Annotated in this window: 15 protein-coding genes and 2 pseudogenes; 6 read left to right on the forward strand and 11 right to left on the reverse strand. The window is 64.9% G+C overall.

Features of this window, described 5'->3' with window-relative positions:
* Positions 1-54 precede the first annotated feature (54 nt).
* A complete protein-coding gene (locus BRAD3257_RS30085) occupies positions 55-567 on the reverse strand; it encodes a cupin domain-containing protein (protein WP_122404895.1) in 513 nt (170 codons plus the stop codon).
* Positions 568-696: 129 nt separating this feature from the next.
* Here BRAD3257_RS30085 and BRAD3257_RS30090 point away from each other — a divergent pair, with 129 nt between their 5' ends.
* The gene (locus BRAD3257_RS30090; RefSeq protein ID WP_122404896.1) at positions 697-915 is read left to right on the forward strand and encodes a CsbD family protein; all 219 of its coding nucleotides are present in this window, start codon (positions 697-699) and stop codon (positions 913-915) included.
* A 143-nt stretch (positions 916-1058) separates the two neighbouring features.
* Here BRAD3257_RS30090 and BRAD3257_RS30095 read toward each other — a convergent pair whose 3' ends face one another.
* From BRAD3257_RS30095 to ggt, 5 genes are all read right to left on the reverse strand, one after another.
* Positions 1059-1523 carry an FKBP-type peptidyl-prolyl cis-trans isomerase gene (locus tag BRAD3257_RS30095; protein WP_122404897.1) on the reverse strand — a complete coding sequence of 155 codons (465 nt, stop codon included), beginning with the start codon at positions 1521-1523 and terminating at the stop codon, positions 1059-1061.
* Between the two features lie 60 nt (positions 1524-1583).
* Positions 1584-3875, reverse strand: a complete 2292-nt coding sequence (locus BRAD3257_RS30100) for a xanthine dehydrogenase family protein molybdopterin-binding subunit (RefSeq protein ID WP_122404898.1) — start codon at positions 3873-3875, stop codon at positions 1584-1586.
* 2 nt (positions 3876-3877) lie between these two features.
* Positions 3878-4894, reverse strand: coding sequence for an FAD binding domain-containing protein (locus BRAD3257_RS30105; RefSeq protein WP_122404899.1), 1017 nt, complete (start codon positions 4892-4894; stop codon positions 3878-3880).
* A gap of 4 nt (positions 4895-4898) precedes the next feature.
* Positions 4899-5513, reverse strand: a complete 615-nt coding sequence (locus tag BRAD3257_RS30110; RefSeq protein ID WP_122404900.1) for a (2Fe-2S)-binding protein — start codon at positions 5511-5513, stop codon at positions 4899-4901.
* A gap of 180 nt (positions 5514-5693) precedes the next feature.
* Complete coding sequence (gene ggt / locus BRAD3257_RS30115) at positions 5694-7280, reverse strand: gamma-glutamyltransferase (RefSeq protein ID WP_122404901.1); 1587 nt, start codon at positions 7278-7280, stop codon at positions 5694-5696.
* Positions 7281-7474: 194 nt separating this feature from the next.
* Here ggt and trhO point away from each other — a divergent pair, with 194 nt between their 5' ends.
* Positions 7475-8257 carry an oxygen-dependent tRNA uridine(34) hydroxylase TrhO gene (gene trhO, locus BRAD3257_RS30120; protein ID WP_122404902.1) on the forward strand — a complete coding sequence of 261 codons (783 nt, stop codon included), beginning with the start codon at positions 7475-7477 and terminating at the stop codon, positions 8255-8257.
* Positions 8247-8465 carry a SlyX family protein gene (locus BRAD3257_RS30125; RefSeq protein WP_122404903.1) on the forward strand — a complete coding sequence of 73 codons (219 nt, stop codon included), beginning with the start codon at positions 8247-8249 and terminating at the stop codon, positions 8463-8465. The genes trhO and BRAD3257_RS30125 overlap by 11 nt, the downstream gene beginning before the upstream one ends.
* 48 nt (positions 8466-8513) lie before the next feature.
* Here BRAD3257_RS30125 and BRAD3257_RS30130 read toward each other — a convergent pair.
* Positions 8514-10418 (reverse strand): annotated as a pseudogene (locus tag BRAD3257_RS30130) (diguanylate cyclase).
* 172 nt (positions 10419-10590) lie between these two features.
* Positions 10591-10806 carry a hypothetical protein gene (locus BRAD3257_RS30135; protein ID WP_122406831.1) on the reverse strand — a complete coding sequence of 72 codons (216 nt, stop codon included), beginning with the start codon at positions 10804-10806 and terminating at the stop codon, positions 10591-10593.
* A gap of 110 nt (positions 10807-10916) precedes the next feature.
* On the opposite strand from BRAD3257_RS30135, the gene hemE reads away from it, so the two are divergent.
* Entirely contained in the window at positions 10917-11951 is a 1035-nt protein-coding gene (gene hemE / locus BRAD3257_RS30140; RefSeq protein WP_122404904.1) for a uroporphyrinogen decarboxylase, read from the forward strand.
* Between the two features lie 397 nt (positions 11952-12348).
* On the opposite strand, the gene hemC is transcribed toward hemE, so the two are convergent.
* From hemC to BRAD3257_RS30155, 3 genes are all read right to left on the reverse strand, one after another.
* The gene (hemC, locus tag BRAD3257_RS30145; protein WP_122404905.1) at positions 12349-13329 is read right to left on the reverse strand and encodes a hydroxymethylbilane synthase; all 981 of its coding nucleotides are present in this window, start codon (positions 13327-13329) and stop codon (positions 12349-12351) included.
* 24 nt (positions 13330-13353) lie between these two features.
* Positions 13354-14979, reverse strand: coding sequence for a GMC family oxidoreductase (locus tag BRAD3257_RS30150; RefSeq protein WP_122404906.1), 1626 nt, complete (start codon positions 14977-14979; stop codon positions 13354-13356).
* 252 nt (positions 14980-15231) lie between these two features.
* The gene (locus BRAD3257_RS30155) at positions 15232-15822 is read right to left on the reverse strand and encodes a TetR/AcrR family transcriptional regulator (protein WP_122404907.1); all 591 of its coding nucleotides are present in this window, start codon (positions 15820-15822) and stop codon (positions 15232-15234) included.
* Positions 15823-15997: 175 nt separating this feature from the next.
* Between BRAD3257_RS30155 and BRAD3257_RS30160 the strand changes: the two are divergent.
* Positions 15998-16358: pseudogene (locus tag BRAD3257_RS30160) on the forward strand (nuclear transport factor 2 family protein).
* A 262-nt stretch (positions 16359-16620) separates the two neighbouring features.
* Positions 16621-18582, forward strand: coding sequence for a putative bifunctional diguanylate cyclase/phosphodiesterase (locus tag BRAD3257_RS30165; protein WP_122404908.1), 1962 nt, complete (start codon positions 16621-16623; stop codon positions 18580-18582).
* The last annotated feature ends 146 nt before the right edge of the window (positions 18583-18728 follow it).

Raw genomic sequence — 18728 nt, forward strand, 5'->3', positions numbered from 1 at the left:
TTTGAATCCCGGTCTGCGGGTTCTATCGCGCCGCGCCCGCGCCCCTGAAGAGTCTTACTTCTTCTCGTTGGGATCCCGGTGCACCGGGTCGATCCACAGCACGGTCTCGGGCTTCTCGACTGGCTCGATGTCGAGGTTGATCGCCACCGCCTCGCCGTCGCTGCGCACCAGAACGCATTCCAGCACCTCGTCCGCGCTGGCATTGATCTCCTGGTGCGGCACATAGGGCGGGACGAAAATGAAGTCGCCGGGACCGGCTTCCGCCGTGAATTGCAGGCTCTCGCCCCAGCGCATCCGCGCCTTCCCCTTCACCACATAGATGACGCTTTCGAGATGGCCGTGATGATGCGCGCCGGTCTTGGCATCCGGCTTGATGCTGACCGTGCCCGCCCACAATTTCTGCGCCCCGACGCGGGCGAAATTGATGGCGGCTGCGCGGTCCATGCCTGGCGTCGACGGCACATTGGTATCGAGCTGGTTGCCGGGAATGACGCGCACGCCGTCATGTTTCCAGCGATCGTCGTGATCGTGGTCACGGTGGGAATGCGAGTGGTCATGGCCGGTCATTGGACTTGCTTTCTGTTGGTTCCGTGCGCGGCAAAACTAACCCAAAGGCGCAGCCGCAAGCCATACCAAAATCGGAACGCTGCCAGCTGCCGAGCGTTGTCGCACCGAGCAAGATGGAAGGAGCGTTTCATGGGTAGCACGAGCGACAAGATCAAGGGCAACGCCAACGAGGCGATCGGCAAGGCCAAGCAGGGCGTCGGCGAGGCCACCGGATCCGACCGCATGAAGGGCGAAGGCGCGGTGCAGGAGGTCAAGGGCAAGGGTCAGCAGGCCATGGGCGATGCCAAGGACGCCGCCAAGGATGCGATGGATCGCGCCGCCGCGGCGGCACGTCGCGCGGCAGAGTAACGCGCGTAAGATCGAAAATGAACAAGACCGGCCGGCAGGCCGGTCTTGTTGTTTGAGCCGTCATTCCGGGGCGCGAAGCGAACCCGGAATCTCGAGATTCCGGGGTCGGTGCTTCACACCGCCCCGGAATGACGGCTAGGCCGTCACTTCACCGCGAGCAATTCCACGTCGAACATCAGCGTCGCGTTCGGCGGGATCACGCCGCCGGCACCGCGCGCGCCATAGCCGAGCTGCGGCGGGATGATCAGCGTGCGCTTGCCGCCGACCTTCATCGAGGCCACGCCTTCGTCCCAGCCGGCGATGACGCGGCCCTTGCCGATCGGGAATTCGAACGGCTCCTTGCGATCGAGCGAGGAGTCGAATTTCTTGCCCTTCTGGCCGTTCTCATAGAGCCAGCCGGTATAGTGCATCACGCAGATCTGACCGGGCTGCGGCGAAGCACCGGTGCCGACGGTGGAGTCGATGATCTGCAAGCCTGAAGCTGTGGTCATGGTCTTTCCTGCGGTCTGGGCCGAGGCCGTGGTGGAAGCGAAATGCGACACGCCCGCGATCACGGTGATCGCGAGTGCGGACATCAGGGCGAGGAGCACGCGCCGGAAACGCTGCATAAGGCACCTTCCGTTTGAGGCGGGAGGTGTCTAACCCAACGCCGTCGCCGTTTCCACCCCTTAGATCTCGATATTTTCCAGCCGCACCGGCAGCTTGCGGATACGCTGACCGGTGGCGTGATAGAGCGCGTTGCAGACCGCAGCATTGGTGCCGACATTGGCAAGCTCGCCAAGGCCCTTTGCGCCCACCAGGTTGATATGGTCGTCCTGCTCGGAAAGCATGATCACCTCGACGCCGGGCACATCGGCATTCACGGGCACGAGGTAGTCGGCAAGATTGTCGTTGACGTAGCGCGCATTGCGCTCGTCGATCTCGGTGGCCTCCAGCAGCGCCGAGGACATGCCCCAGATCAGACCGCCCATGAGCTGGCTGCGCGCGGTGCGCGGATTCATGATTCTGCCCGCCGCGAACGCGCCGACCAGGCGGGGACAGCGGATTTCGTGTGTGAAGCGGTTGACGCGGACCTCGACGAACTCCGCCCCGAAGGCGTAGGCGATCTGGTCTTTCATGGCGTGACCGCCGATCAACCGCACGTGACCCGTGTGCATGGCCTGGAAGGAATCCAGCGGCGCGCCCTCCGGCTTCCACTCGCCATACTCTTCGACCACGCCGACGCCGAGCGCATCGAAGGCCTTGTCGAGATCGAGGGAGCGATCGCCTCTCGCCGCCTGAGTCGACGGCGCCGGGCTGATGCCGACGGTCTCCTTGGCCTTGTCGGCGAGGCTGTCGCTCGGCATCACCGCCTTGAACAGGCGCTGGCGGATCTGGTCGCACACCATCATCACCGCAGAACAGGTGCTGGCGGTCGAGTTCGAACCGCCCGCCACCGGCGCCGGCGGCAGGTCGCTGTCACCGATGAAGACTGCCACCTTCTCGAGCGGTACGCCGAGCCGCTCAGCCGCGGTCTGGGCGATGACGGTATAAGCACCGGTGCCGATCTCGTGTCCGGCGATCTCGACGCGGGTGCGGCCGTCGCGCTGCAGGCGCACGCGCGCGGCGGACGGCGCCATCTGCGTCGGATAGCAGGTCGCGGCGCAGCCGTAGCCGATCAACCAGTCGCCGTCCGACATCGATTTCGGCTGAGGCGAGCGTTGCGCCCAGCCGAACGCTTTTGCGGCTTCGTCGAAACAGGCCATGAGCGAGCGCGACGTGTAGGGCTTGCCGTTGATCGGCTCGTTCGTGGTGTCGTTGATGCGGCGAAGCTCGATCGGGTCCATGTCGAGCTTGACCGCAAGCTCGTCCAGCGCGCTCTCCAGCGCGAACAAATACGGCACCTCAGGGGGCGATCGCATGAAGCCGGGCGTATTGCGATCGGCGCGCACGATCGAGACCAGGCTGTCCACATTCGGGCAAGCATAGAGCCGCGTCGTCGTCTTGGTGCCGCCGACGCAATAGGCGTCGGGGCGCGAGGAGACTTCGGCCCCCTCATGCCTCAAAGCGACCAGCCTTCCGTCCCGGTTCGCACCGAGCTTGATCTCATGCCGCGTCTCGGCGCGATAGGTCGCAATGGTAAAGCCCTGGTCGCGTGTCGGGACCAGCTTGATCGGGCGGTTCAGGCGCTTGGCAATGCCGGCGATGATGGCAGTCCGGGGCGTCATCGAGCCGCGCGAACCAAAACCGCCGCCGACATATGGATTGACCACACGCACCTTGTCGGCGTCGATGCCGAGCTGCTCGGCCACGCCGTTCTTCAGGCCATAGACGTACTGACTGCCCTCGTAGATGACGAGATTGTCGCCCATCCACACGCAGCTGGTCGTGAACAGCTCCATCGGATTGTGATGCTGCGTCGGCGTATCGTAGGAAGCGGTGAGCTTGACCTCGGCCGTCTCGAACGCCTTGGCGAAGTCGCCGACCGCGGGGTCTTCCTTGAACTGCGCGTTCTGTCCCTTGGCGGCTGCCATGGTCGTCCCCGGCGAGTCGAAGCTCGCGCTCGGCGCCGCCGCGGTGTAGCTGACCTTGACGCGATTGGCCGCCTCGCGCGCCGCCTCATAGCTCTCCGCGATGACCACGGCGATGATCTGGCCGTCATGCGCGATTTCGGCCGACTTCAGCGGCTGGATCGTGGTGCCGGCATAGCCGCCGTTGCTGAAGAGTTTCGATTCCTTCAGCTTCGGAGCGTTCTCGTGCGTGACGATGTCGATCACGCCGCGGACGCGCCCGGCATCGTCGAGGTCGAAGCGGTCGATACGACCCTTGGCGATGGCGCTGGTGACCAGGAATGCGTAGGCCGGATTGTCCAGCGGCATGTCCGAGGCATAGGTCGCCCGCCCCGTGACCTTTGCGGCCGCATCATAGCGCGGCACGGATTGGCCCATATTCGCCTTGGGCTCGGGAGCTGCAGCGGTCATGGTCAGATCTCCATCGTTACGGCCTGCTGAAGCGCACGAGCCACCACACGCTTGCCGAGCGCGATCTTGAAGCTGTTGTGCCGACGGCCGCGGGCGTCCGCAAAGGCGGCCTCGGCGATGCGCTGTCCCAGCGCTTCATCGAACTTCTGCCCCTTCAATAGCGCCTCCGCCTCGCGCGCCCGCCACGGCACGGTGGCGACGCCGCCGAGCGCGACGCGCGCGTCCCTGATCGTGCCGTCCTGCACATCGAGCGCGATCGCGGCCGATGAGAGTGCGAATTCGTAAGATTGTCGGTCGCGCGCCTTGAGATACACCGAGCGCGGCCAGCGTCCGGAAATGGAGAACGCCGAGATCAGCTCGCCAGGCTGAAGCGTGGTCTCAATCTCAGGCGTGTCGCCGGGGGCCTTGTGCAACTGGGCAAAGGGCATCGTGCGCGTACCGGCCTTGCCCGTGATCTCGACCGTAGCATCCAGCGCGATCAGCGCCTGGGCAAAATCACCAGGATAGGTCGCGATGCACTGATCGGAGGTACCGAGCACCGCATGCATGCGATTGACGCCGTCCATTGCGGCGCAGCCAGACCCGGGATTGCGCTTGTTGCAGTTTTCATAGGAAACATCGCGGAAGTAATTGCAACGCGTCCGCTGCATCACATTGCCGCCGAGCGTCGCCATGTTGCGCAGCTGGGCGCTGGCGGCGAGCTTCAGCGAATCCGCGATCACCGGATAGCTGCGCTGAATCTCGGCGTGGGCGGCCACGTCGGACATCTTTGCGAGCGCGCCGAGCCGCAAGCCATCACTGCCTGGCTCGATCGCCGACCAGGCGCGCGCCAGCGGATTGATATCGACGATCGTGGCGGGCCGCATCACATCGAGCTTCATCAAATCGATCAGTGTGGTGCCGCCGGCAAGCGGTTGCGCCATCGCTTTCGTCAATGGATTGTTGGCGGCCGCTGCGGCGCCGAGCGCCTGCACGGCCATATTCGAGTCTGATGCTCTCTGATACAAGAACGGTCGCATGCGCCTAGCCTTTCATGATCTCGGGCGCGGCCTGCTTCACGGCGGCGACGATATTGGGGTAGGCGGCGCAGCGGCAGATATTGCCGCTCATATATTCGCGGATGTCGGCCTCGTTTCCCGCATGCCCCTCCTTCACGCAGGCCACGGCGGACATGATCTGGCCAGGCGTGCAGTAGCCGCACTGGAATGCGTCGTTGTCGATGAAGGCCTGCTGCATCGGATGCAGACGGTCGTCGGTGGCGAGGCCCTCGATCGTCGTGATCTCCTGCCCTTCGGCGGCGACCGCCAGCGTCAGGCACGATACCACCCGGCGATCATCGATCAGCACCGTGCACGCGCCGCACTGGCCGTGGTCGCAACCCTTCTTGCTGCCGGTGAGCTTGAGATGTTCACGCAGCGCATCGAGCACCGTGGTGCGTGCGTCGAGGCTCAGGTGCTTGTCCTCGCCGTTCACCCGCAGCGTGACCTCAACGGGAAGCGACGGATCCTGCGCAACGGGCGCATTTGCATCCTGCGCGGCCGCGCGCGCCGTCATCGGAACCAGCACACTTCCGGCGGCCCCGGCCATGAAGGCGCGCCGATCGAATCCAGATGGTCGGGAACTTGATTTGTCGGACATGGGCCGGCCTCCGCCGCTATCGAGAAAAGCAGCGCACGCCTGCACCGCTCATCGCCGCATAACTTGGAGCAATGAGTGCAGTTCCGAACGAGAAGAGGCGGCGCTGCAAATGCCGCGCCGCCCCTCGTCAACTTTTCCTGATCGCGCGTCCTGATCTCGCGCGCGGAACCCCGCGCGGGCTCAATAGCCGAGCGCGCAGCCGTCCTTGCGCGGATCGGAGCCGCCGGTGAGCGTGCCCTTGTCCCAGTCGATCCAGATCGCCTGGGCGCCGCCGAGCGGGCCGACAACGCTGGTGGTCTTGTGGCCGAGCTTCTTCAAACCTTCGACAATCGCAGCCGGCACGCTTTCCTCGAGCTGGTACTGGCCCTCGTAGTGCAGGCCGCGCGGCATGTCGATCGCCTCCTGCACGTCGCAGCCGTAATCGAGCATGTTGGTCAGCAGATGAGTCTGGCCGGTCGGCTGGTACTGGCCGCCCATCACTGCGAAGGACATGGTGGAACGGCCACCCTTGGTGAGCAGGCCCGGCATGATCGTGTGCAGCGGGCGCTTGCCACCTTCGATGCAGTTGGGATGACCGGGCTGGATGCGGAAACCGCCGGCGCGGTTCTGGAACAAGACGCCGGTCTTGTTCGAGACGATCGCCGAGCCGAAGGAATGCGCGACCGAGTTGATGAACGAGCAGACGTTGCGGTCCTTGTCCACCACCGTGATGTAGATGGTCGAGGGGTTCATCGGCGGCGCGACGTTCGGCAGGTCGAGCATGCCGTCCATGCGGATCTTGCTGATGTACTCGTTGGCAAAGCCCTTCTCGAGCATCTCGGCGACATTGATCTTCATGTGCTCGGGAGAAGCGACGTGCATCTCGCGGTTCATGTAGGCGATGCGCGCGGCTTCCGCCTCGAGATGGAAGCGCTCGACGCTGACGGCCGCGTACTTGCTCAGGTCGAAGCGCGACAGGATGTTGAGCATCAAGAGCGCGGTGACGCCCGGGCCGTTCGGCGGGCACTGCCAGACGTCGTAGCCCTTGTACATGGTGCCGATCGGCGTGGTCACTTCGGTCGTGTGCGCGGCGAAATCGTCGAGCGTGTGCAGGCCGCCGATGCCGCGCAGCGTCTCGACCATATCCTCCGCGATCTCACCCTTGTAGAAGGCGTCGCGGCCGTTCTTGGCGATCGCGCGCAGCGTCTTGCCGAGTTCGACCTGGCGGATGATGTCGCCGGCCACCGGCGGCTTGCCGCCGGGCAGCAGGTAGCGCACGGTGTTGGTGCCGTTCTTCAGCTTCTCGAACTGGTTCTTCCAGTCGAAGGCGATGCGGGGCGCGACGACATAGCCCTCCTCGGCCGCCTTGATCGCGGGCTGGAGCAGGCGGTCGAAACCGAACTTGCCGTGGTCGCGCAGCACGGTCGCGAAGGCGTCGATCACACCGGGGATCGAGACCGCATGCGCCGAGGTCAGCGGCACGGAGTTGATCTTGCGCTCGAGATACCAGTCGGCATTCGCCGCCTTGGGCGCGCGGCCGGAGCCGTTATAGGCGACGATCTTGCCCTCGCCGCGCGGCTGGATCAGCGCAAAGCAGTCGCCGCCGATGCCAGTCGATTGCGGCTCGATCACGCCGAGCAGGGCCGAGCCCGCGACAGCCGCGTCCACCGCCGTGCCGCCCTCACGGAGCACCTCGATCGCGGCGAGCGACGCCTGCGGATGCGAGGTCGCCACCATCGCGTTGGTGGCATGGACCGTGGACCTGCCGGGGAAATGAAAGTTTCTCATCGAATGTCTTGCTCTCTTGGCCGTCGGCGCGGGTGCGCGCCATCTCGAAAACCGCGTCTACATGACACATTCCCGCCCGGCGGGGCAATGCTGGCATACCAGGCAAATGGCTGCCATCCGCTGGGCGTATGGATTTTCGAGGCAAACCGCCGTGCGGGTTTTCCGGAGGGCCGCCGCCTGCTAAACGAGCCGCCATGTCTGATCGGAATTCGACAACCAGGGTCGCGGCCTTCTATCAATTCGTCGCCCTCCCCGATTACCGCGAGCTGCGCGAGCCGCTGCGCGCGTTCTGCGCTGGCCTTCATCTGAAGGGCAGCGTGTTGCTGGCGCAGGAGGGCATCAACGGCACGGTCGCCGGTGCGCCGGAGGCGATCGACGCCTTCGCCAGCGAGCTCGCACACGGCAACATGTTCGGCGGCCGGCTCGACAATCTCGAATTGAAATTCTCGACTGCGGAAGCGATGCCGTTCGGGCGCCTCAAGGTGCGGCTCAAGAAGGAGATCGTCACGCTCGGCGACGAGACTGCCGACCCGGCCCGCCAAGTGGGCACCTATGTCGATGCCGCCGAGTGGAACGCGCTGATTGCGACGCCCGACACGCTGCTGCTCGACACCCGCAACGCCTTCGAGGTGGCCATGGGGACATTCGAGGGCGCGGTCGACCCCGGCATCAAGAGCTTTGGCCAGTTCAAGGATTTTGCCGCAGCCAGCCTCGATCCGGCGCGGCACCGCAGGATCGCGATGTTCTGCACCGGCGGCATCCGCTGCGAGAAGGCGAGCGCGCATCTGCTCGCCCGCGGTTTTGCCGAGGTCTATCACCTCAAGGGCGGCATCCTCAAATATCTCGAGGAGGTGCCGGAGACGGAGAGCCGCTGGCGCGGCGAGTGCTTCGTGTTCGACGAGCGCTTGGCGCTCGGCCACGGCTTGCGCGAACGGGGCCTGCGCGAACAGGAATTGGGGCACGGCCGTGACGAATGAGATCAAGACGCTGAGCGAGCGCATCGACGTGCTGGAGACGCGCCTCGCATACCAGGACGACACGATCGAGACGTTGAACCAGACCATCACCGCACAGTGGAAGCAGATCGACGCGTTGACGCGGCAGATCGCTCAGCTCAATGAGCGGCTCCAGGAGGCCGAGGCAAACGCGCCGGGACCTGCCAACGAGCGTCCACCGCATTATTGAGATCTCGTGCCATGGGCACGCAGCGTCGCGTCCGGGACTCAGGGCGGCTTATTGACCAGACGCCTTGAGCATCACGCTGGCCACCTCACCCGACATCACCAGGCGGTCGCGGCCTGCGTCCTTGGCGGCGTAGAGCGCCCGGTCGGCAGCTTCGACCAGCGAGGCCACCCCCGCCGTGCGCTCCAGCACCGGCCGGCAGGTCGCGCCGCCGATCGAGGCGGTGACGCATCCGGCCGCCAGATTGGTGCGATGAACGAGGCCGGCCTCGTGAATCGCGCTGCGGATCCGCTCGCCGACCCCTGCGCAGCTGGCGGCGTCGATGTTCGGCAGCAGCACGGCGAATTCCTCGCCGCCATAGCGCGCCGCCAGATCGCCGGCGCGCTGCGTTTCGGCCGCGATGATTTTTGCGATCCGGCGCAGGCAGGCATCGCCGGCGGGATGGCCGTATTCATCGTTGTAGGCCTTGAAGTGGTCCACATCGATCATCAGCAAAGCAAGGCTGGAGCGGTCGCGATAGGCGCGGGCCCATTCCTCCTTCAGCCGCTCGTCGAAGCGGCGGCGATTGGCGAGGCCGGTGAGGCTGTCCTCGATCGCAAGGGTCTCGAGCCTGGTTTCCAGCTTCTTATGCTCGGTGACGTCGCGGGAGATCGCGACCACGCCGTCGATGCGGCCATTGTCCTTGCGTGTGACCTGCATGGTCGATTCCAGCCAGATTTCGCCGTTCTGCCGGTGCGAGTTGCGATAGGTGAGACGCGCCTCCTCCTTCTCGCCACGCTTCATGGCGTCGACGATCGCCTGGACCTCCGGCAGATCCTCCGGATTGATGCCTGCAAGAGCCGGCGTGCCGATCAACTGATCGGGACGCCAGCCGACGATGCGGACCGAGGAGGGCGAGACGTAGCGCAGCCGCTCGTCGAGCCCGATGCGCGTCACCATGTCGCTGGAGCCTTCGGCGAGCAGGCGGAAATGCGCCTCCTTCTCGGCCAGCGCGACGGCCATGCGCTGGCCCCGCTGCAACTGCCGCACCAGCACGCCGCCGATGACCGCGATCAGCATGACCAGCGCGAGCACGTAGAGCATGCGGGAGATTGCCGCGGCGCGCCAGGGCGCGAGCAACTCGTCCTTGTCAACGGTGGCGAGCAGCAGGAGCGGGAAGCGGCTGCTGCGATTGAAGAAGCTGACGCGCTCGGCACCGTCCAGCGACGACTTGAAATGATAGGCACCCTTGGGCCGTTGCAGATCCGGCTCGCGGAACAACGGCTTGTCGGAGACGCTGCGTCAGACGAATGTCTCGTTGCTGGGATTGCGCGCGATGATCAGGCCGTCGCCGTGCATCAGCGCCACAGCGCTGTTGCGGCCGATCTCGAACTGCTCGTAGAAATGCGAGAGATAACCGGAGCTGGTGGTCGCGAGCACCACGCCGCCGAAGCTGCCGTCCTGCTTGTTGAAGCGGCGCGACAGGGTGATGACCCACTCGCCGTCCAGGAGGCTCTTCACGGGACGGCCGACATAGGCCTCGCGCTTCGGCGAGAGCTGGTGATATCGGAAGAACGCATCGTCGCTGAAGGTCGAGCCGATCGTACCGGGCGAGGTCAGCGAGTTGCCCTGATCGTCGATGATGGCGAGGCTGTGGATGCGCGCGATCGCCTTCTTGCGCGCTTCGAGGAGGTTGCCGAGCTTGGCGATCGTGGCCGGTCCAGTGCCATCCATCTCCAACCGGCTGACCACGCCGACGACGCCGGAGTCCAGGAGATCGAGGCTGTCCTCGGCATGCTGTGTCAGCGAACGGGCGACGTTCGCCATCTCCGCCTCGGCGGCCTTGAGGACCGCGTCGCGTGCCGCCCATTCGCGCCAACCGCTGACGCCGAGGATGGTCGTGCAGGTCAGCACGACGAAAGCCGCCGCGCGCAGCGGCAGACGGCTCCATCCGGCTCGTTGGGTAACAGCGCTCATGCGGCAGGGTTCTCCGATCGACGGGAGACTCTGCCGCTGGTGTTATTGAAGTCTGAAATCAGTACCGGAATACGCGGCGACTCCCCCGTTTCCAGTAGTCTTACGGACGCAATGATCCAGGCATCGCTAACAAGACATTAGCACGCCTATCGGAGTCCGGCGCGCGATGCTGCTAGCTGAAGATGGCCTTAACCTTGTCCCAGAATGAGGAATGCTCGGCATCCGCATCGGCCTTCGAAGGCGTCGGCTGTGCGGCGCTTACGGGATCTGAAGCCGGGAACGTATCCTTCAGCCCGGCGTCGAGCTTGGCATTGCGATCGGCAGCGAGGGCCTCGCGCAGATCTTCGGCGTGCTTGTCGTGCGGGGCGGGATTGAATGTCTGAGCCATGAGATCCTCCTCCATTCGCCGGTCAACGCGGCGCATTTGCCTCGGTTCCCCTGTTCCGCTCGGGCCTTTGGCGGTGTATCAGGAACCTCAAATCTGCATCAGGACAGTTCGTGCCCCAGTCTGCAAAAAAGCCTTTCATCGACGTGCTCTCCGGCCAGCGCCAGACCGTCCCGCCGACATGGATGATGCGTCAGGCCGGGCGCTACTTGCCGGAATATCGCGAGGTGCGCGCCAAGGCCGGCGGCTTCCTCGATCTCTGCTTCAATCCAGAGCTTGCCGCCGAGGTCACGCTGCAACCGGTCCGCAGATTCGGCTTCGACGCGGCGATCATCTTCTCCGACATTTTGGTGATCCCCTATGCGCTCGGACGCTCGGTGCGGTTCGAGGTCGGCGAGGGCCCGCGGCTCGAGCCGCTCGACGATCCGGCAAAGGTCGCGACGCTGGCGCGGCGCGCTGATCTCGGCAAGCTTCAACCGGTGTTCGACGCACTGAAGATCGTGCGCGACGCGCTAGATCCCAGGACCGCGCTGATCGGCTTCTGCGGGGCGCCGTGGACGGTGGCGACCTACATGGTCGCCGGCCACGGCACGCCGGACCAGGCGCCGGCCCGGATGATGGCGTACCGGCATCCCGAGGCATTCTCCAAAATCATCGACGTGCTGGTCGACAGCTCGATCGAATATCTGCTGGCGCAGCTCGCCGCCGGTGCCGACGCGTTACAGATCTTCGACACCTGGGCCGGCGTGTTGCCGCCAACCGAGTTCGCGCGCTGGTCGAGCGAACCGACGCGGCGCATCGTGGCGGGCGTGCGTGCGAAGGTGCCGGATGCGAAGATCATCGGCTTTCCGCGCGGGGCCGGCGCGCTGCTGCCCGCTTACGTCGAGGCAACCGGCGTCAACGGCGTCAGCATCGACTGGACCGCGGAGCCGGCCTTCATCCGCGAGCGCGTGCAGAGCAAGGTCGCGGTGCAGGGCAATCTCGATCCGCTGGTGCTGATCGCAGGCGGCGCCGCGCTCGACCGCGCGGTCGACGACGTGCTGGCCAATTTTGCGCAAGGGCGGCTGATCTTCAATCTCGGCCATGGCATCCAGCCGGAGACGCCGATCGCTCATGTCGAGCAGATGATCAAGCGGGTGCGGGGATGATCTTTCCGCCTCTCGGGAGGCGCAAACAAAAAAGTGCGAAAACAACCCCATGCACAGTAGAGAGACCACGCCCGATCAATGACTTAGCGCGCGCTGAAATCAGATGAGACGTCATCGCACCAGATCGCGCCGAGGTTTGACTCGTCGGGCAAAACAGGAGCAGTATGGCATCATCGCGCCGCTGCCCCGCTTCGAGAAAGGCCAGCGTGCCAACCGGCTCTTGGTGCAGCGGGTTAGACGACGGCTCCTCATCACACCAGTCATTGCGAGCCAGCGGGTCCACGCGAAGCGCGGCCCGATGACGGGCTCAGCGAAGCAAATCCAGAATCTTTCCGCGGGTAGCAGTCTGGATTACTTCGCTGCGCTCGCAATGACGACGGCGGTCGCGGAAAGCGCGTCAGCGCGGGCGGCTGCGCTCGATGATCTCCGCCGCACCCTTCACCAGCAGATCGAGCCCTACCGCACGGCCGAGCTCGCGCGGGCGATTGGCCGGGCCCGTGCACGAAGCTTCGATGATGGTGTTGCCGGAGAGGTCGAGCACCGAGGCGGTGAGCGACATCTGATCGCCTGATATGGTCGAGAAGCCCGCCACCGGCGAATTGCAATGACCGTTGAGCACCCACAGCACCTCGCGCTCGGCATCGGCTGAGGCGTGGGCCAAGGGATCGTCGATCGATGACAGAATTTGTCGCGTCTGCCAGTCCCGCGCCGCGCATTCGACCGCGACGATGCCCTGCCCCGCCGCCGGCAGCATCTCCGCCGCGGTGAATTCGTGCGCAATGCGGCTCGACAGACCGACGCGATCGAGGCCCGAACGCGCCATGATCAGCGCATCTGCCGGCCCCACCGCACCGCCATCCGGCAGGCGCTGCTTCTCGCCGTTGTCGAGTTTTCGCACGCGGGTGTCGGCGGCGCCACGGAAATGGATCACTTCCACCTCCGGGAACAACCGCCGTGCATAAGCCGCCCGGCGCACGGCGTTGGTGCCGATCTTAAAACCCTTGCCGCGCGACTGACGCAGCGCCTCCAGCGTTACGCCATCGCGCAGCACCAGCGCGTCGCTCGGCGGATCGCGCGACAGCGTGGCGCCGATGACGAGGCCGGGCGTGTCCTCGTTGCCCGGCATGTCCTTCAGCGAATGCATCGCCGCCTGCAATTCGCCCGAGAGCACGGCGGCGCGGATCTGCGCCACGAAAGCGCCGCCCTTGCCGCCATGTGGCAGCAGCTTGCTGGTCTGGTCCAGATCGCCCGTGGTGTCGAACTTGACGATCTCGACGTCGAGACCCGGCACGGCGGCGGTCAGGCGGCGCGCGATCTCGTCCGTCTGTGCCAGCGCCATGGCGCTCTTACGGGTGCCGATCTTCAGTCGCGTAGCCAAGCCGCTGTCCTTTCTAGCCGCAAATCAACGCGCCTCCTCTAATAACATGTCGGAGGCCTTTTCAGCGATCATGATGATCGGCGCGTTGGTGTTCCCCGACACGAGGTCCGGCATGATCGAGCCGTCGACGACACGAAGGCCGTCGAGCCCCCTCACCTTCAGCCGCTGATCGACCACGGCAAGCGCGTCATTGCCCATACGACAGGTCGAGGTCGGATGGTAGATGGTGCTGCCGCGCTCACGGCAGAAATCGAGCAGCTCGGCATCCGTGGATACCTTTGGCCCGGGATCGTACTCGCTGACCACGAACGGCTTCAGCGCCGGCGCGTTCAGGATCTTGCGCAGGATTTTCAGACCCTCCACGTTGGTGGTTCGATCGGTCTCGGTCGACATGTAGTTGATGCGGATCTCCGGCGGCACGGTCGGGTCCGCGCTCTTGATGCGCAGGGAGCCGCGGCTTTCGGGACGTAGCTGGCACACCGAGGCGGTGAAGCCGGAGAAATCATGCAGCTTCTCGCCCATCTTGTCGGTCGAGAACGGCAGGAAGTGCACCTGGATGTCTGGCGAAGCCAGCCGCGGACTGGTCTTGAAGAAGGCTCCGGCCGTGCCCGCCGCGATCGTCAGCCAGCCCTTGCGGAACAGCGCATAGCGCGCGCCGGCCATGGTGCGACGAAGCGGATGGTTGATGGTGTCGTTGAGCGTGATCTTCTGCGAGCAGCGCATCACGATGCGGACTTGCATGTGGTCCTGAAGGTCGTGACCGACGCCCGGTGCGTCCAGCACCACCTCGATGCCGTGCTTGCGCAGGAGATCGCCAGGGCCGACGCCGGAGAGCTGGAGCAGTTGCGGCGAGTTGTAGGCCCCGCTCGACAGCACGACCTCCTTGCGCGCCCGTGCGCGGCGCAAGGCAGCGCCTTGGCGGTACTCGACACCGACGGCGCGGCGTCCCTCGAACAGGATGCGCTGGGCGAGCGCGCCCGTCTCGATCTTGAGGTTGCCGCGGGCCTTGGCAGGGCCGAGATAGGCCACCGCCGTGGAGGCGCGGCGACCGTTGCGCGTCGTGGTCTGGAACAGGCCGACGCCTTCCTGCGTCGCGCCGTTGAAATCAGGGTTGTAGGGCAGACCGGTCTCGACGGCAGCATCGATGAAAGCCTTCGACAGCGGATCGGTCACGATCATGTTGGAGACCGGCAGCGGTCCGCCCGTGCCGTGATAGTGATCGGCGCCGCGCGATTGGTCCTCGGCCTTCTTGAAATAGGGCAGCACGTCGTCATACCCCCATCCCGTGTTGCCGAGCTGGCGCCAGCGGTCATAGTCCTCGTGCTGACCACGGACATAGAGCAGGCCGTTGATCGAGCTCGAGCCGCCCAGTGTCTTGCCGCGAGGCTGGAACACCTGGCGGCCCTTCAACTCGGGCTCCGGCTCGGTCTGGTACATCCAGTTGACGCTCTTCTCCTTGAACAGCTTGCCGTAGCCGAGCGGGACGTGGATCCAGATGTTGGAGTCCTTCGGGCCGGCCTCGAGCAGCAGCACGCTGTGCTTGCCGTTCGCAGAGAGCCTATTGGCCAGCACGCAGCCGGCAGAGCCGGCGCCGACGATGACGTAATCGAATTCGGGATCGTTGAGTGCGAGAGAGGAATTTGCGTTCATGCGCTACTGTTCTTTTTGTCGGTATGGCGTTTCCAGTTCGTCACTTCACCTCTCCCAGCGGAGAGAGGTCGGATTGCGCACGGCAATGCGCAGCATCGTCCGTAGCAATCCGGGTGAGGAGCCGCAATGGCAAGTGAGACCGTACCCCTTCACCCGGATCGCATCTACGACGCTATCCGACCTCTCCCTACGGGAGAGGTGACCGAGTGCGGCGTCAACACCATCCACATCACTCGCTCCGCATTAACACAATCATGCGCGCACGCGCAGTGCCTCGACCAGCGACTTGAACGCACGGGCATATTCCGCGCCTGCCCTTGCGATATCGGCACGGCCGGCGCAGGCGACCGCGGCCTCCGTCACGGCGCCGAGCAGCAGCCGCGCTAAGGGCTCGACCGGCTGCCGCGCGATCAGGCCGGCCTCCATCGCTGCGGAAAGCGCACGCGGCATCTTGCCGCCGAAGTGCTGCGCGTCGATCTCGCGCCAGCGTTCCCAGCCGAGCACGGCGGGACCGTCGCGCAGGATGATCTGGCCGGTCGGGCCCTTGGCGGTCGCGGCAAAGTAATGCTGGGTGCCGGCGACCATCGCGGCGAGCACGTCCTTCTCTGCCCGCGCCGTGCGGTCGATCTCGGCAACGAGGTCGCGCGAGACCTGATCGAACACGGCTTCGAACACCGCCTCCTTGGTCTTGAAGTGATGATAGACCGCGCCCTTGGCGACGGAGGCGCCTTCGGCGATCTCGTCCATGGTAGTGGCGGCAAAGCCTTGCGTGCCGAACAAGCGGCGCGCCGCCGTCAGGATCGCTTCCGTCGTCGCCGCCCGCCGCTCCGCCTGTTTCGCCATGGCTCTCGTCTTGCGTCCACCTCTCCCCGACGGGGAGAAATGTTCCGAGTTCTTGGCTCGCATCGATTCAAACTCACTCCCCCCTCTAGTCGAATTCAGCGCGGACGGCCAGTTGACTTTTCGACCATCGGTCGGTATTTACCGACTATCAGTCGGTTTTAATCGTGAGGTCGTCATGCCGAGCCGTGACATCGTCGAAGCCTTTGCGAAACTGCTGGAGGGACTTCGTCGGCGCGATCGAGCAATTCTATGCGCCCGATGCTGCCACCTACGAGAACAACGCCGAGCCGACGATGGGGCGCGACAAGCTGGCGGCAAAGGAGCGCGGCGTGCTGGCCGCTTTCAAGGAGGTTAAGGCCGTCCGCGTCGGCCCGAGCCTGATCGAGGGCGACCACGTCGCCACGCGCTGGGTTTTCAGCTTCACCAATGCCGAAGGCGTCGTCCGAACGCTGGACGAGATCGCGTGGCAGGCCTGGCGGGGCGATGAGCTGATCGAGGAACGGTTCTATTACGACCCGAAGCAGCTGGGGCGGTGAAGCCCCGAGCACTGCTGTCATCGCCCGGCTTGATGTTCAGCCCGGGGACATGACAGCGGAACTGGTCGCTAACATGCTCCTTCCGTTACATCCGTAACGCAAGGCGTCGCATTTGTATCGATTTGTTATCGATATCTTGCTTTGAACACGCAGGAGTGGTCGCAGCCAAGCTGGCTAGCGTGGAAAATTCATAGTTCGTCAAAGGTTTGTAGCGAATTCTCCGGATCGAGCTGGACGAACGGCCCTGCTGCTAGGCTCTGGGATGCGGACTCAAACGACCAACTATGTCGCACGGTTGTTCGCCGGCGATCTGTCGGCCTTTGGCGGTCCCGCAACCGACGAGGCGATGGCCGGCCATATCCGCGCCGAACAGATGTCGCTGGTGCTCGGCTATTCGGTCGGCATCATGCTCGCCAATGCCTGCAACGCCATCGTACTCGCCATCGCGCTGTGGCAGTCGCCGGACCGGATGTTCGCCCTGATCTGGGCGGTCGCGGTCGCCGCCGCCGCGATCGGATTTTGCCTGCAATCCTACGCCGCGCGCCGCATTACCAAGCCGCAATTCGTCTCGCGCCGCGCCATGCACCGGCTGGTGCGCAATGCCTTCATCCTTGGCTCCGCCTGGGGCATCGTCCCCGTCGCGTTCTTCGCCGGCGCCTCGACCGGCGGACAGCTCGTCATCACCTGCCTGTGCTCGGGCATGCTGGCCGGAGGCGCACTGGCCTTCGCCACGATCCCGATCGCGGCCATCGCGTTCACGGCGCCCATCTTCCTCGGCATCGCGATCTGCCTCAGCAGGAACGGCGACCTGGCCTTCCTGCTGATCGCCTTCCTCGTCGTGGTCTATGGCAGCGTGCTGCTGCGCAACGTGTTCGTCAATTCGTTCTCGTTCGCGCGGCGCGTGATACGGCAGATCGAGGCGGAGCGCACGGTGCGCCAGGACTCGCTGACGCAGCTGCCCAATCGCTTCGCTTTCAACGAGACGCTCGATGCCGCGCTGAAGCGACTGGCCCTTTCCGGCGAGGAGTTCGCGGTGCTGCTGCTCGATCTCGATCGCTTCAAGGAGGTCAACGACAAGTTCGGCCATCCCGCCGGCGATGACTTCCTGGTGCAGGTCGCAGGCCGCCTGCAGCGCTGCACCCGCACGGCCGAGCACATAGCGCGCATCGGCGGCGATGAGTTCGCACTGGTGATGGCCAATCTGGCGCGGCCCGAGGATGCGCTCGAAATCGCCGAGCGCTTCGTCGCGGCGTTCGACGAACCGTTCCAGATCGAAGACCGCCAGATCATCGGCGCGACCAGCGTCGGCATCGTGCTGGCCCCTCGCGACGGCAACACGGCGCTCGACGTCATGAAGAACGCCGATGCGGCGCTCTACCGTGCCAAGAAGGCGGGGCCGGGCACGGTCTGCTTCTTCGAACAAGCGGACGACAGGCTATCTCGCGACCGCAAGGCGCTGCAGTCGGACCTCGAAGGCGCGATCGCGCGAAACGAGCTGTTCCTGGTGTTCCAGCCTTTCCTCGATATCCGCGACAACCGGATCACCGGCTTCGAGGCGCTGTTGCGCTGGCGGCATCCTTCGCGCGGGCTGGTGCCGCCGAGTGAATTCATATCAATCGCGGAAGAGACCGGGCTGATCCACGCGATCGGCGAATGGGTGATCCGCCGCGCCTGCGCCACCGTGGCGCAATGGCCGGAAGAGATCAGGGTCGCCGTGAACTTCTCCGCGGCGCAGTTCCACAATACAGGCATTCTTCAGATCATCGTGCAGGCGCTCGCCGACGCCAAGATTGCCCCACATCGGCTCGAGATCGAGATCACGGAATCGATGCTGCTGTCGAAATACGGCTCGGCCGCGACGGTCCTGAACGCATTGCTGGAGCTCGGAGTCACCGTGGCGCTCGACGACTTCGGCACCGGCTTCTCGTCGCTGACATACCTGCGCAAGCTGCCGTTCAGCCGCATCAAGATCGACCAGTCCTTCATCCGCGACATGCTGGTGCAGCCGGACTGCGCCGCGATCGTGAAGTCGGTGATTTCGCTGGCACGCGACCTCGACATCGGCGTGGTGGCGGAGGGAGTCGAGACCGCCGACCAGCTCGAATATCTGCGCCAGATCAGTTGCGACGAGGTGCAGGGGTATCTCATCAGCCGGCCTGTTTCGGCCGATGGCGTGCTGGCGCTGCTCGATACGAAGAAGCTTCGGGCGATTTACGCGGCGTAGGTGCCAGCGCTTCCAAACGCGTCATGGCCTGGCTCGTACCGCCCATCCACGCGTCGGCTCCGAGCATGAAGAACGTGGATGCCCGGGACAAGCCCGGGCATGGCGACCTCTCCTAGAGCATGATCCGGAAAAGTGTGCAGCGGTTT

It is taken from the genome of Bradyrhizobium vignae, assembly GCF_900324035.1.
GTDB classification, from domain to species: domain Bacteria; phylum Pseudomonadota; class Alphaproteobacteria; order Rhizobiales; family Xanthobacteraceae; genus Bradyrhizobium; species Bradyrhizobium vignae.